The sequence below is a fragment of the Acidobacteriota bacterium genome (assembly GCA_016196065.1).
In the GTDB taxonomy this organism is placed as follows: domain Bacteria; phylum Acidobacteriota; class Terriglobia; order Terriglobales; family Acidobacteriaceae; genus Acidiflorens.
This window is the reverse complement of sequence record JACPYL010000018.1, coordinates 58,882-73,627: the sequence shown is the minus strand read 5'-3', so window position 1 is coordinate 73,627 and position 14,746 is coordinate 58,882. Positions and strand designations below refer to the sequence as shown.

12 protein-coding genes are annotated in these 14,746 nt (G+C 56.2%); 9 read left to right on the top strand and 3 right to left on the bottom strand.

Going from position 1 to position 14,746, the window contains the following annotated elements:
* Nucleotides 1-36: 36 nt before the first annotated feature.
* Both HY010_16980 and HY010_16975 read right to left on the bottom strand, forming a co-directional pair.
* Nucleotides 37-2,007: an Eco57I restriction-modification methylase domain-containing protein gene (locus HY010_16980; GenBank protein ID MBI3477427.1), complete on the bottom strand. Its 1,971-nt coding sequence runs from the start codon at nucleotides 2,005-2,007 to the stop codon at nucleotides 37-39.
* 190 nt (nucleotides 2,008-2,197) lie between these two features.
* A complete protein-coding gene (locus HY010_16975; protein MBI3477426.1) occupies nucleotides 2,198-3,196 on the bottom strand; it encodes a hypothetical protein in 999 nt (332 codons plus the stop codon).
* Nucleotides 3,197-3,522: 326 nt separating this feature from the next.
* Here HY010_16975 and HY010_16970 point away from each other — a divergent pair, with 326 nt between their 5' ends.
* Nucleotides 3,523-3,840, top strand: a complete 318-nt coding sequence (locus HY010_16970; protein MBI3477425.1) for a hypothetical protein — start codon at nucleotides 3,523-3,525, stop codon at nucleotides 3,838-3,840.
* 127 nt (nucleotides 3,841-3,967) lie between these two features.
* Here HY010_16970 and HY010_16965 read toward each other — a convergent pair whose 3' ends face one another.
* The gene (locus tag HY010_16965; GenBank protein ID MBI3477424.1) at nucleotides 3,968-5,206 is read right to left on the bottom strand and encodes a SpoIIE family protein phosphatase; all 1,239 of its coding nucleotides are present in this window, start codon (nucleotides 5,204-5,206) and stop codon (nucleotides 3,968-3,970) included.
* 272 nt (nucleotides 5,207-5,478) lie between these two features.
* Between HY010_16965 and HY010_16960 the strand changes: the two genes are divergently transcribed.
* From HY010_16960 to HY010_16925, 8 genes are all read left to right on the top strand, one after another.
* The gene (locus tag HY010_16960) at nucleotides 5,479-5,865 is read left to right on the top strand and encodes a BlaI/MecI/CopY family transcriptional regulator (GenBank protein MBI3477423.1); all 387 of its coding nucleotides are present in this window, start codon (nucleotides 5,479-5,481) and stop codon (nucleotides 5,863-5,865) included.
* Nucleotides 5,862-7,706 (top strand): M48 family metalloprotease, encoded by a 1,845-nt coding sequence (locus HY010_16955; GenBank protein MBI3477422.1) that lies wholly within the window; start codon nucleotides 5,862-5,864, stop codon nucleotides 7,704-7,706. Before HY010_16960 ends, HY010_16955 begins: the two co-directional genes overlap by 4 nt.
* A 36-nt stretch (nucleotides 7,707-7,742) precedes the next feature.
* The gene (locus HY010_16950) at nucleotides 7,743-8,693 is read left to right on the top strand and encodes a hypothetical protein (protein MBI3477421.1); all 951 of its coding nucleotides are present in this window, start codon (nucleotides 7,743-7,745) and stop codon (nucleotides 8,691-8,693) included.
* A 170-nt stretch (nucleotides 8,694-8,863) separates the two neighbouring features.
* Entirely contained in the window at nucleotides 8,864-10,369 is a 1,506-nt protein-coding gene (locus HY010_16945) for an aldehyde dehydrogenase family protein (protein ID MBI3477420.1), read from the top strand.
* Between the two features lie 134 nt (nucleotides 10,370-10,503).
* A complete protein-coding gene (locus HY010_16940) occupies nucleotides 10,504-11,262 on the top strand; it encodes a hypothetical protein (GenBank protein ID MBI3477419.1) in 759 nt (252 codons plus the stop codon).
* A 259-nt stretch (nucleotides 11,263-11,521) separates the two neighbouring features.
* Nucleotides 11,522-12,454, top strand: coding sequence for a TIM barrel protein (locus HY010_16935; protein MBI3477418.1), 933 nt, complete (start codon nucleotides 11,522-11,524; stop codon nucleotides 12,452-12,454).
* Nucleotides 12,455-12,490: 36 nt separating this feature from the next.
* The gene (locus tag HY010_16930; protein MBI3477417.1) at nucleotides 12,491-13,528 is read left to right on the top strand and encodes a Gfo/Idh/MocA family oxidoreductase; all 1,038 of its coding nucleotides are present in this window, start codon (nucleotides 12,491-12,493) and stop codon (nucleotides 13,526-13,528) included.
* A gap of 122 nt (nucleotides 13,529-13,650) precedes the next feature.
* Nucleotides 13,651-14,703: a transaldolase family protein gene (locus tag HY010_16925; GenBank protein MBI3477416.1), complete on the top strand. Its 1,053-nt coding sequence runs from the start codon at nucleotides 13,651-13,653 to the stop codon at nucleotides 14,701-14,703.
* Nucleotides 14,704-14,746: the final 43 nt, after the last annotated feature.

Genomic DNA, 14,746 nt, shown 5'->3' with positions numbered 1-14,746 from the left:
GGCGCCGGTAATGCGAGTGGCACCCGGTGATCAACTTCATCTGAAAAATTCTTGCTGATCGGTGATTGCATCAATCGCCAAGCTTGAAGGGACCTCTAAACGCACTTCCAACAGTTCTCGGGGTTCGATTTTGACTAGTCCCCCTGCGTGCACTCTCCCATACTCACGAAAGCCGACCTCAGCAGTTTGTTGGAGCATTGCGAACACGCGTGATGCGGCAGTTGGATCCCGCGATAGCATTTCCGCTAAGGACGGGCGAGGGTATAACAGTAGGTAGGTATTCGTGGCGATTGCCTGAGATCTGTTCCAGATGAAGCGAAGCGGCGGCTTGCCATGACTTCCTCGGCCCATGTAGGTGCATAGGAATATCGGTGGGTCTCGGTGTTCCTGTTTGTACCAAGGATTCCGGTCCGCGAGCAATCGGCGCTTCAAAAGCCCGAGATTTTTTGCGGTATTCAGGTATGCCATTAACCTGGGATACCGCTTTCGAATTGCAGTTTCGGGCAAGTCGCAGTCAATAACACATAGTTGAGGCGATACCTTCGGATACCCATCTGATTCAGCTTCGACAATATCTGTTCCGAGCGCCTTCACCTTCGGGAGCAAGGGCTTTAGCGAAAACCCGGGAATACCAAGCGACTTTGCGTGCTCCCTGGTCACGACAAAGAAGTCGTTCGCCCCAGTCGCTATACCTCTTCGAACGATAAAAAGATCCCCTATCCGGAACTGACCGCTTTCCTCTTTCTTGCGACGTAGTGGCACATTCCACGTCCGAGAACATCCGAGGTCCTTGACGGTAACGAACTCCTGGGTTTCAGGGGTCCTGAGATCTCCACCCGCAGTCATTAGGACAGTGTGCTCCGGTTTTGGCTTTCGATTTCGGAAGACGACGATAGCCGGCAATACTTCCACGTTCTCGAATTGAGGCGCAGTTTGTCCGTATACATGCACACGAAGAAGTTCTACCTTCTGCGTAAGGTATTGACGCACGGCAGAACCATAGATTGACCGCATGAATTCGCTCGGGATCAGCCATGCCGCAACTCCACCCTCGCTCATCCAATCGTGAGCCAAGAGCAAGAAATAAACGTACAGACCAGATCGGGCACTCACTCGAATGTCAGTCCGGATTGAAGCGCGCTCTAGCAGTCGACTTTTATACTTCCGAGGGATGGATTGGTGTCGTAGGTACGGCGGATTCGCCAAAACAAGGTTTCGTGGCGGTAAACGATCCATATGAAGATAATCCCCGTTCAGCACCTCCATACCTTTATCCGCCCACCGCCATTGCGCGGCGGCGACCTGCTCACGGTTAATATCCACTCCAATCGCGGAGGCTATTCTTTTAGGGGGAAGCAGTTGTAGGAGGGCCCCGTAGAACGCGCCGGTACCAACCGCCGGGTCGCCAAAATCAATTGGCTCATCATCATTCTCAATTTGGCTAACCGCATAACCGGCGATTTCACGAGCAAGCTCTGGCGGCGTCAAGTGGACCGCTGGAAGTCTCGGAATTGCCGAGTCGCTGACTGTGCCATTCTGAAACTTTTTCTTCCGTGGCGAGACCCGTTCATAGTGGCGCGTCTCGCGGAATAAGCTCTTAAGGATTGCCCTACACAACGCCAGACGTTCTCCGTCCTGGAGCCCCGCCATGTACGACCAAGACAAATCATGCCCCGTGATGGTCCAAAACAGTTGTTTAGTAACAGGGTCGTATACGGGCTCCGGCCTGGTGGCGCGCCGATTTGAGTTCTTGAGTTCCTTGACTGTTAGACCAACTTTGCCCGACAGCGGGACGCGGACACCCCATTTGAATCGCTGCAGTTCGCCGAGCAGGCTTTGGCCAAATGCTTTGGACGTACCGTCATAAATAGTGATGTGGAAATCACTGCCAGGAAAGTGGGGCTTGTGCTCAAGCCGCGCCAAATCGTCTGACTTGCACCTAATGAATACGGTCTGATTCCCCCCTCCGCCCGAGTAATCTAAACGGTTGGTTTTGAGCGCGAACATGCCGGGCTCGATCAAATCAATATGGGTAACCCGGATTAGGCCGTATTCATCGGGGACTCGGAGCCGTTCAAAATACCGGACAGTCACATGTGGCGTTGACGTCGAGGATGGCTCGCATACCTGCCTGAGGAGTTGCAGGTGGGGACTGACAATTCCGTCATCGATTGGTAGCAACGAAACGCGGGGCATGTTAGACAACCAGCGTCCTCAAAAGCCTGAGGCGCGAGTCCGAATCGTCAACAAGACGTAAGAGGCGGAACATCGAATCTCCGTATTCGTTAGCCCGTTTGAACATTTCTGTTCTCTTGGCCTTATCGGAAAAGTGACCTTCCAACTCCTCGGTCGGTAGTCCGGTCATTTTAAGAAACCACTCGTAGCTGTCCAATACCTCATCAACGATTGATTTTGCGGTTGGTACCCGCCCAACCACGGACTGCAGTCGTTCCCTCGGCGTCATCGCCGTAATTGCAATAACATCCTCCTCGGTTACTGGAGCTGCAAAACTTCCAAGGGCTGCAATGGACGCAAAACAGGTTGTCAAACGACTAAACTTAAGCTTGAAGTTTCTTACCTTTTGCTTGGTCTTCTTCAGCTCACCTTCCGCTCCACCGCCAACTTTCCGCTTGTGTTCGTAATTGAGAAGCAGCGTTTTCCAGAATCTACAGATATCGTTCATGAGGAATATGGGCTGAAATGTGAGCGGATGGTCGGGGAAATCTTTGAAATAGGAGCTTATGATCTCGCTTCTAATCGCCTTAAATGTCTGTTCTCCAAAAAGGCACTGGCTCTCGAGCAGAAACAACATGCGTGCCGTAAAATAATTCTCGTGGTCGTCGATCCTTCCGCCCAGATTGTCGAGAATCTTGTCAGTGTGCAGAATCTTGAGGTATTCACAGTCGTTGGAAAACTTTGGAAAGCTCATCTGGTCAGCGATTTCAATCACCTTGCCAAACAGGCGGAGTTCATTCGTGTGTGGCTCTGCTAAGTTTGTGCCATCACCACTCACAAGGAAGAAGATGTCGATATCCGAGAACTTGCTAGCCTCGAGACGCCCATAGGAACCCGCACCAAAAATCGTCAGCTCTCGGAAACCCTTGGTTTCCGGAAGCTTCTCAAGGCACTTTCGAAGCTCAGCTAGTCGGATTAACGAGTATTCAGCTCTAGAATCGTACAGGCTAGCCGTAACCATCAGCTCGACTCCCGGTCTTATTGAGAACTGTTTGAGAACTGTCCACGATACTCACAGGGGCAGATATGGTCAACTAGGCCTTAGCAATAAGCCCGCATAACTCTGAGGAACGCGGGAATCTGAAGAATCCCGAGTCGGCCCATCTACGAAAGGCAAATTCGGGGCAGACGGGGCTGACTCCCGTGGAGACGCAAATCGATGACAACCTGGGGCACCCGGCTTAAGACGGCGCTCCGCGTTGCTGTGGCGCGTCTGATAACTTTCCGGCCGTCATGAATCAGAAGTAAGATTGCTGTTTAAACGCTGCGCCTGTTGAAGGGTTTCCTATGACCGATGCCAGTTCTGGGAATCCGCTTATTTTCTTGGCGTTCATCGTGCTCACCGTCATCGCGGTTTTTGGAGGCAAGCCGGCGAAGTGGAAGCTTTACAACCTTCTCATCATTATCGGAGCGTGCGCTGTCGGGGTTGGGTTGGGCGCGCTGCCGCTGGCGTTTGGCGGGAATGAAGAGATTTCTGCACACCTTGCTGCCGCTTTTGTGCCGATCTTTGGCGCTGCGGGTGCCTACATCTGCATGCGGCGCAACTCGAAGCGGAATGCTGTCCCGACGCCTCGCGGGGAAGAGCCTCCGTTACCACGCGAGTGAGTCTACGACGACCACGAGGGCTGAAGCCCTCATCGATTTTCAGGCTTACGCGGCCCTGAAGGGCCGCTCTTCCATAGCGGTTCGACATTCCCGCTCTTCCACAACGGTTTCCTGCATTTCCGTTGTGTTACTCGCTGGCCTTGAACTTCGCGACGATTGCCGTTATGTCGTCTTGTTGTTCCTGAGATCCGAAGTGCCGAACGCCGTCCACGATTGCGGCCAGCAAGGCCTGGCACGACAATTCCCGATGTTGCTGCAGCGCTTCAATCAGTAGCCGCTCGCCAAATTCTTCTCCTTGATCGTTAGTGGCTTCGGTAACGCCGTCGGTGTAGAGCGCGAGCACGTCGCCTGGAAAGAGTTCTTGCTCCTGCATGCAGCAATCCCATTCCTCGAAGAGCCCCAGCAACATGCTGGTCGACCCCAGCTTCTCAATGCTGCCATCGCTTCGCAGCAAGAGGCCACACAGATGTCCGCAATTGGCGTAGCGCAGTCGCCGCGTCGCGTCGTCGTAGTCGGCAAACAGAAGCGAGGCGTAGGCGCTGTCATGGGTGTTCTCATAGAACAGGCGATTGACGGATCTTAGCAATGCTTCGGGCTGATCGAAGGCCAGCGCCGACTGGCTCCGGAGGCTGGCCTGCAGATTCGCCATCAGCAGAGCGGCGGCGATCCCCTTGCCGGAAACGTCGCCGATGATCAGCCCCAGCCGCTGCGTCCCGAGGTTCAGGAAATCGAAATAGTCCCCTCCGACCTGCCGCGCCTGCAGGCAAATGCCTGCGTACTCAACGGTCTTCAACTCCGGCTGAATCTGAGGAAACAACCGCGCCTGCACCTGCCGGGCGATTTCCAGTTCGTGGGCAACGCGGCGTTCGGCTTCGAGTTTTTCCGCCTGTTCTTTCCGCTGCAATTCCAGGCTTCGCCTTACCTCATCGAACCCTTCGAGTCCAAACGCATTCCCGTCTGGATCCTCGAACCGTGTATAGGTCCCGCCCCAACCCGGCGTCTCTGGCGCAAACAAAAATCGAACCCCGCGTTCACTCCATTCCTTGTACGTGGCGTGGACATCTTCTGTCATGAAGAGAACCCAGCGGTAGCCGCCAATCAGCTTGTATTCGGGACGGTCAGGCTTGGGCTCAACCAGCGCAAGATTGGCGCTGCCGTCGGGAGGTGCCACCTCAATCCAACGGACGCCGGTGGGAAGACACTGGTCCGTCACCAGTTCGAAACCCAGCAGGTCGACGTAGAACCGCTTACTCACTTCCAGATCGCGAACGAAAACTACGATGTCCTGGATGCTCAGGTACGGCACGTCGCGTCCCGGGCGTAGCACGGTCCGGTTCGCCCACGACAGGAAGGGATCGCTGGCCATCGGCGTGATTATAGTGCCGAACACCCAGAGGATGTTCGGGGGCGGAACTAATCGCGGGGCGCCCTCCGGCCCATGCCCCCTTGGCTCGCGGGGATAATGCCTTGCTACGGCGTCGAGCAGGACGAAGTGTAGGGGTCCTTCGACTCCACATGAGTTTCGCTTCGCGAAATTCATGCTCCGCTCAGGATGACAGCCGAGAAAAAGATGAGTTTGCGGTATCTACGAAGATTTTCGTTGACACTACGAATGCCTTCGTAGTATTGTCCCATCCCATGAAGCAACCCCCGCAAAAGCCTACCGCTTCGGAGCTGGAAATCCTGCGTGTGCTGTGGACGCGCGGTCCGTCCACCGTGCGCGAGGTTCACGATGCGCTTGGTGAGAAGAAAGATATTGGATACACCAGCGTCCTGAAATTTCTGCAAATAATGACGGCCAAAGGGACGGTTCGGCGAAACGAAACACAGCGTGCGCACGTCTATGAAGCATGCCTGCCCGCCGAGCAGACTAAGCGCCAACTGGCTAGCGATATGTTAGAGCGCGTTTTTGAAGGCTCCGCAAGCCAACTGATGCTGCATGCGCTCGCCGGCACCAAGACTTCGCGCGAAGAGATCGAGGAATTGCGCCGTCTGCTGAACGAACATGAAAGGAACCGCCGATGACCGTGACGAACTGGCTATCTCCTGAAGTGATGCGGCCCGCAGGATGGGCGCTGTTGCATTTCGTATGGCAGGGAACAGCGTTGGCGGCGCTGGCTGCAGTCGCAATGGCGCCCTTCCGCAAAGCTTCGGCGCGCTACCTGTTGGCGGTTGCAACTTTGTTGCTGATGTTCGCGGCTCCGGTCGCAACATTTTCCTACTACCGCAACGCAGATGCCGTTTCGACTTCGGCACCGGCGGCGCCAGCGGCCGTACTCTCGCCGGTTGCGGTGTGGAAGGCGCCTGCGCATGTCTCCGCAACGACCGGTTCGAATGCTCCTGACTTGTTCCCGATCGTCGTGCAACTGTGGCTGATTGGCGTCGCGATTTTCAGTATGCGAAGTGCTGGCGGATTCTTTCTGCTGGAACGGATGCGCCGGAGGCAGTCTGTCCCGGTGAGCACCGAGCTGAGCGAAATCTGTTCTGAATTGCAGAACCGTCTTGGACTGACGCGGGCGATTCGTTATGCGCAATGCCAGTGGCTCGACGCACCGGCTGTCATCGGATGGTTTCGTCCCATCGTATTTCTGCCGCTCACGGCGCTGACTGGGCTTTCCGACGCGCAACTGCAGGCTGTGATCGTTCATGAACTGGCGCATATCAAGCGGCTGGATTCGTTCGTCAACGCTTTCCAGGTAGTGGTTGAGACTTTGTTGTTCTATCACCCGGCGGTGTGGTGGTTGAATCGGCGCATTCGCTTGGAGCGCGAGAATTGCTGTGATGATGCTGCGATTGCGCTGTGCGGCAACGCTCTGGAGTATGCCCGCGCCCTCACGATGATGGAAGAGTGGCGAGTCGCTCCGGCGCTCGCGATGGCTGCGAACCGCGGTCCGCTATCGGCGCGCATCATGCGCTTGCTCGGGATCGGCAATCTGCGTTCTGGAATTCGTGGCATCGGACTGACTTCGAGCGCGTTATGCCTGACGGTCGCGCTGCTGGCGGGGAATGCCATTTTTGGCATCGGCATCGCTCGCAAGGTGAGCGCACAAGCCGTACCGGCTGCTCCGCAGCCGCCAAAAGCGGTTACAGCTCCGAAAGCCCCGGCCAAGGCGTCGCGCGTCTCGACGCCAGAAGTTCCCGAAACTCCCGAAACGCCGGAATCAGCCGGTTCCTACATCGACTCAATCAAGGCAGCCGGATTGGGCGATGTGGACGTCGATGAACTGGTTGCGATGAAAATTCAAGGTGTCACGGCGCCTTACATACGCGAAATTCAAGCGGAGGGCCTGCATCCGGATGTCGACGATCTTATCGCCATGAAGGTCCAGGGAGTGACGCCCGAATATATTCGCGGACTGCGCGCCACTGGTGTGACCGCGCCGGTTGACGAAATCATTGCCATGAAAGTGCAAGGCATCGATGGGGAATATATCCGGGCCATGCAAGCGGCGGGATTCAAGCCAGACGCCGACGAAATCATCGCGATGAAAGTGCAGAGTGTCACTCCGGAATATGTGAATGCGCTCAAGGCGGAGGGGATCGAGGCCGGTGGCGACGAGATTATCGGCATGAAGGTGCAGGGTGTGACGGCCGAGTATGTCCGTGAAATACGCGCCCTGGGCTTGAAGCCGAACGCCGACGAAATCATCGCCATGCGCGTGCAAGGCATAACGCCGGAATACATCAAGGCGTTGCAGGCGGCGGGATTCAAGTTCGACGTCGATGAACTGATTGACGCGAAAGTGCAGGGCGTGACGCCCGAGTTCATCGAGCGGGCCCGCAAGCATGGCTTCCAGAACCTGACCATGGAAAAACTGATTCAACTCCGGCAACTCGGCGTGCTGGATAAAGCGGGCGAGATCTAGCAACAAGTTCTGAAAGCGCATTTCAGGAGATCGATCATGAGAGTGTGGCGAGCGCTGGCATTTCTGGTATTCGGTTTGTGTCTTGTCTTCGGCGTGGTTGCAAAGAGCGCCAAAGGCTCGAATAGTCCGCGGACCGGCGATTGGACGATCCACAAGTCTGACCAGACCGGCAAGGTCGAGTTCTCGTTGATCGAGCATCATCACGGCGGAAATTCGAATCACGAATCAGACTGGCCGTCGAGCACGTTCCAGGGCGTAGATTTCTCGAAAGCCGGGCGCCAGGATGTGCACTTCGTCGTGACACGCGACGCCGGCAAGATCGATTGCGAAGGCTATCTCAAGGATGGCGAAGGTGCCGGCAACTTCCACTTCGAGCCGAATCCCGATTACGCCCGGCAGATGCAGTCGGTCGGATTTTCGGTGGACGAGGAACAGCAATACAGCATGGCAGTGCAGGACGTCAGCCTCGACTTTGCGCGGCAGATGAAAGAGGAACATCTCTCCGATCTGGACAGCGACAAACTCGTCGCGTTCCGGATTTTCAATGTGAATAAGGAATTTATCGAAGCTCTACGCGCGGCTGGGACCAGCGCCACCGATAGCGACAAACTGGTGGCGTTCCGCATTCACGGCGTGTCGCCGGAAATGGTGCGCACGCTGCGTCAGGCCGGTTACTCTCCTGACGAAGACACGCTGATCGCCATGCGAATCCATGGCGCGACTCCGGAGTGGGTCCAGGAATTGAAGAAGTGCGGCTACGATCACGTGGACCTTGAAGAACTCATTGCATTCCGCATTCATGGCGTGTCGCCCGAGTTCATCGGCAAGCTACAAGGGCTCGGCTATAAGCATCCCGAGCCGGATCAATTGATCGCCATGCGCATCCACAACGTCACGCCGGAGTACATCGCCGGGATGAAGTCACGCGGTATGCAGAACCTCAGCATCGACGATCTGGTGAGCATGCGTATTCACGGCATCGACTGAGGTTCCGTGACGGTGCAATAAAGGGGGCAAGGCGAGACGGCCTTTAGCTCCTGGTCCCGGCCGATTCCCCGGTTCACCCGATTGCCTTCCATCCGCCCCGGGATTACCATCTCTAGGATTTGTTTCCTGCCAAAACACATTTGTGGGATTGTGCTTTCTAAGGAGGTTCTATGGGTGCCGTAATTTCTCCAGTTCAGATTGATTCGGGCGTTGCCGAGTTCATCGATAAACCGCGCAAGATGCTGATTGATGGCAAGTGGGTGACGGCCATCTCGGGCAAGACTTTTGCTACCTATAACCCCGCGACCGGCGAAATTTTGGCCCACGTCGCGGAGGGCGACAAAGGCGATGTCGACGCGGCCGTGAAAGCCGCGCGGAAGGCGTTTGAGAGTGGTCCGTGGCCGCGCATGAGCGCAACCCAGCGCGGCAAGCTGATCTGGAAGCTGGGCGATCTGATCGAAGCGAACGTGGAAAAGTTCGCAATGCTGGAAACACTCGATAACGGCAAGCCCCTCACGGTCGCTCGCGCCGCGGACGTTCCCCTAGCCGCCGATCTCTTCCGCTACATGGCAGGATGGGCGAACAAACTGGAAGGAACTACGATTCCACTCTCCGTTCCTTATACGCCGAAGGCGAAGTATCTCGCTTACACGTTGCGGGAGCCGGTCGGTGTGGTGGCGCAGATCATTCCGTGGAATTTCCCGTTACTCATGGCGGCGTGGAAGTTGGGCCCGGCGTTGGCAGCAGGGAACACCGTGATCCTGAAGCCGGCGGAGCAAACACCGCTCACGGCGCTGCTTCTCGGCGAACTGATCATGGAAGCTGGGTTCCCGGACGGCGTGGTCAACATCGTCCCCGGATTTGGCGAAACTGCGGGAGCGGCTCTGGCTGCGCATCCGGACGTAGACAAAGTTGCGTTCACCGGGTCGACCGAAGTTGGCAAACTGATTGTGTATGCTGCGACCGGCAACCTGAAAAAAGTCACGCTCGAACTGGGAGGGAAGTCGCCGAACGTGGTGTTCAAGGATGCGGACCTCGACGCCGCTATCGGTGGCGCAGCGAGCGCGATCTTCTTCAACCAGGGACAAACCTGCTGCGCCGGATCGCGTCTATTTGTCGAACGGTCCGCGTTTGATCAGGTCGTAGAAGGAGTGTCCGCGCAGGCGAAGAAGATCAAGGTCGGGCCTGGCATGGATCCCGAGACCAGCATGGGACCGCTGGTTTCCGACGAGCAACTTCGGCGCGTGTGTGACTACCTCGACATCGGCATGGCCGAAGGCGCTCGTGCTGTGACTGGCGGCAAGAAGTTCGGCGATAAAGGATACTTCGTCGAACCGACCGTATTAGTCGATACCAAGGACGATATGCGGATTGTGCAGGAAGAAATCTTCGGACCGGTGGTGGTCGCAACGCCGTTCGATGATCCTGAAGAACTCGCTATCCGGGCCAACAACAGCGTGTACGGCTTAGCCGCAGGTATCTGGACGCGCGATCTATCCAAAGCGCACCGGACTGCAGCGGTGCTGCGTGCCGGCACCGTTTGGATAAACTGCTTCAATATTTTCGACGCTGGTCTGCCCTTCGGAGGCTATAAACAGTCCGGATGGGGCCGCGAAATGGGTAAGGACGTGCTCGATCTCTATACCCAAACCAAGGCGGTGTGTACACGGATTTAGCGCGAGAAATGTTCCAAGGCGGCCATGGTGGCCGCCTTTTTTATTTACGATATTTTTACAAAGTAGATGTGGGTATGCACCTATCATCGACAGTTTGACTTCTGATTCCATTCTTGAAAGTGGGGAAAAGCCTTATGGTCGGTAGACGCACGCTGGGCTGCTTCTTTTGCCTGTTTCTCGTTGCTTCCGCATTCTCGCAGCTGGCGCCTCAGGCCACAATTCTGCGCTATCAGTTTAATAAGGGTCCGAACGGCGCTCCGGTGACGGTGGCCACCGATAGTGGTCCTTTTCACCTGGATGGAACGGTGCACGGAGCTTTGACTTACAGTTCGAACGTCACCAAAGGCGGCGGGAAGTTTTCCTTGAACGCCTCGCCCGACGTTGACTACGTCGTTCTGGCGCAGACGGCGGGGAATGCGCCGCTCCTCAATCAGGTGCAGAGCTTCACCCTATCGGCGTTAGCCATGCCGACCGGTGGAACTACGCTGGATGCCTTCGGCGATCTTGTAGCCGGCAAAATGATTACGAATGGCAGCGGCGCCTGCCTGGTGACGTACTCGATTACCTATTCGTTGCCGCTTCAGAAATTTGTCGGAGGAGTGTGCGGCGCCGACGGGAGCATACAGTTCGTCACTTCGCTCGACACCTTTCCGATCAACAACTGGTACAAGCTCGTTCTCAAATACAGCACCATCGGTACGGTCACCAACATCAAGTTGATGGTGAATGGCAAGGCCGAAGGAACACTGAAACTCCACTCTTTCGCGGGGCCCAAACTGGGGAACGCTGGATTCCAAGTCGGAGCTTCGAATTTTGTCTGTGACACGTGCCAGTTCCGTCGGAATTTCATCGGGTTCATTGACGAGGTCAAGCTGACTGGGCAGGTTCAGTAAACCAGGCCTGTACTTCCGTTGGGTGAGGTCATCTGAGAAGGCAGAAGAATGCATTCTTGGATACGCTAAACGTTTAGAATATTAGTCGCTCCAAGCGTAAGAAGGCGGAGGGCTTAGCATTTCTCCGGGCAAGTCTTGAACGCGGCGAACCCACATTTGGAAACGCCTGACGCGGGAAACGTCCTTGACAATCAGGCTCTTCCGAGGTTATAAGCCAATTAATAATCGTTTAGAATATGATCTCACCAAGGAAGACGGCATGAGCGAAGTCACAGAACGGTTCCTGTTCGCGTCGGCACCTGACAGTTGGGGTGTGTTGGACTATTCCGGACCCTCGTGGGAGCAGTCCTACGAAAAGATGCTCGACGAGATGGTGGCAGCCGGTTACCGGGGGACGGAACTCGGACCGTATGGCTTTTTCCCGACCGATCCCAATGTACTTCGGCCGCAACTCGCCAAGCGAGGTCTCTCCTTGCTTGGCTCCTTTGTGCCCGTCCGGATGGATGAAGCACGTTCGGCCACGGTGATTGAGAGGATCCGGAAGGTCGGTCAATTGCTCGCAGACCTGAAAGCGCCGTTCCTGGTACTGGCGGACGATCAATCGGTTGGGCGGAATAGTTTCTCGGGGCGGACTTACGACAAAGATTGCCCGTCCTTGAGCGCTGAACAGTGGCGGAATGTAGGAACTCTGGTTGCCGATGCGGAGAAAGTTGCCAACGACTTCGGCCTGGATCTCGTTTTCCATCCCCACGTCGCAACCTACGTGGAAACGCCCGAGGAATGTGAAAGATTTTTTGACGCGAGTTCCCATACCAACGTCGGGCTGTGCCTGGATACGGGGCATTGCCTGTATGGACAAGGCGATCCGATCAAGGAAGCAGCAAAATATAGGAACAAACTGCGCTTCGTTCACATCAAGGATTGCAACGGGAAGGTGTTGGAAGAAGCGCGCGCCAGGAAATGGACCTTCGAAGAAGCCATTGAACACAAGGTCTTCACGATTATCGGACAGGGGGACATTGATTTCCCCGAGTTCTTCCAGACGCTCGTCAAGACAGGTTATTCAGGTTGGTCGGTGGTGGAGCAGGATGTAAAGTTTGGCGATCCCACGATTCGGCCGGCGGAGAGTGTGGCCGAGAGCCTGAAATATTTGCGGGGCGTTGTCGGCAAACTTGAAGCCGTCACGAAATAATCCAACTCCAGCGCGAGCTGAGGGGCAGGCAAGAGAATGCAAAAAGGAAAGCTGGGAGTCGCAGTGCTTGGCGTCGGGGAGATGGGGCAGCGGCATGCCGAGAATCTTCGGCGGCTCGTGCCCAGAGCCCGGCTGGTGGCCGTGGCGGACGTCTCTGGCGAGCGCGCACGCAAGGTCGCGGCGGATCTCGAAATCGAAGATTCCTACGACAGCCTGGAAGCGATGCTGGAATGCAAGGGCGTCGACGCTGTCGTGATCGCAACTCCCGACAAATTTCACGCCGCAAGCGTCAAGGCAGCCGCTGCGGCCGGCAAAGACATCCTTTGTGAGAAGCCCCTTGGATTGACCCTCGCCGAGGCACACGACTTGTTAGCGGCGGTGGACAAGGCGGGCGTCCGTCTCCAGGTTGGCTTTATGCGCCGCTACGATCCGGGTTATGCCGCGGCCATGAAGCGCATCGAGGCGGGTGAAATCGGAGTTCCGGTGGTATTCAAGTCGATCGGGCGAGACAAGGATGGCGCACCGCTGGTGGCCTATCAGTCGGGGATCAATGGAATGTTGTTTTACGCGAACACCATTCACGACTTTGACCTGGCGAGATGGCTAATGCAGGACGAGGTTTCCGAAGTTCACGCCTTTACAACCGTCGCCATTCGCCCTGAACTCGCGCAGTTTGGAGACGTGGTTGCCAGCGTAGTGAATCTTAAGTATGGGCGCGGCGCGATCGGAAACATCGAGTCCAACGCGCAGGCCCTCTATGGCTACGACGTACGCACAGAAATCGTCGGATCGAAAGGTTCCATCATGGTGGGAAGTCTGCTGGGTACGCCTGCAACGGTGTTGACCCGCAGCGGGAGTATGCAAATGACAACGGATCACTACCTCACATCTTTTTCAGAAGCCTATCGAGCGGAGATGCTGGATTTTGTCGACTGCATCCTGGGGGATAGCGAACCTCGCGTTACCGGCAAGGATGGCCTGCAAGCTCTGGCGATTGCCGTGGCGGCCGAGAAGTCACACCGCAACGGAAAGACGGCGGCCGTGACGGACGAGCGTCTTGCTGAAGCATCGTGACGCGGCGTAGTGGCCCCTGCGAAAAACTGTTCCGCAGTCTCACCGATTGTGCTCGATCCATGTCTTCGGAGGAATGAGTGAGTCACGCTGCCGCGTCGCGTTACAAGAGCCCTCTCCACGAAATGACGGAGTCCACGTCCACGTGTTTGTGGAACGATTCCGCATCCGTGCAGGAACTCTCGTATTCGATCGAGCACGGAGCGGTTGGAGCGACCTGCAATCCTGTGATTGTCCTCGGTGTCTTGAAGAAGGAAATCAAGGCGTGGAAGGGTCGAATTCAAGAACTGATTGAGACACGTCCGGCGGCGACCGAGCATGAGATCGCCTGGCAGTTGGTTCGCGATGTTTCCATTCAAGCGGCTGCCCTGCTGGAGCCGATCTTCGACAAACAGCGGGGAACAAATGGCCGGCTCTCGATTCAGACCGACCCCCGTCTGTTTCGGGACAGCGATGCACTCGTGAAGCAGGCGGTGGAGTTCAGCCGTCTTGCGCCTAACATGATCGTGAAGATTCCGGTTTCGCAAGCGGGAATCCCCGCGATCGAAGAGGCAACGTATCAAGGTATTAGCATCAACGCGACCGTGTGCTTCACCCTCCCGCAATGTGTCGCCGTGGCCGAGGCCGTCGAGCGGGGACTGAAGCGCCGCGAAGCGGAAGGGAAAAGCATCGCGACCATGGGGCCCGTGTGCACGATCATGGTCGGCCGACTGGACGACTGGCTCAGGGTCTTGGTGGAAAAAGACAACGTTGCCATTGATCCCGGCTACATGGAATGGGCGGGTGTAGCGGTATTCAAGAAGACGTATCAACTATTTCAGGAACGTGGTTACCGGCTCCGGCTCCTCTCAGCTGCATTTCGCAATCCCATGCATTGGAGCGAATTCATCGGCGGCGACGTGGTGATTTCGCCGCCCTATGCATGGCAGGTACGGTTGAATGCGAGCGATATCGAGGTGCGATCCCGTATCAACGACCCTGTCCCTGCGAAGGTGGTCGAGCAACTGTTGGAGAAGTTCCCAGATTTCTGCCGCTCTTATAACGAAGGGGGCTTGGCGCCAACGGAGTTTGACTCCTTTGGCCCGAACCGGCGAACTCTTCGGCAATTCATCACCGCCTGTCACGATCTCGACGGGGTGGTGCGCGACTTCATGGTTCCAAATCCTGACGCAATCTAGCTAAAAAGCAGGACGAAACGTTTTGAACCCCGTGGTAGTCCTG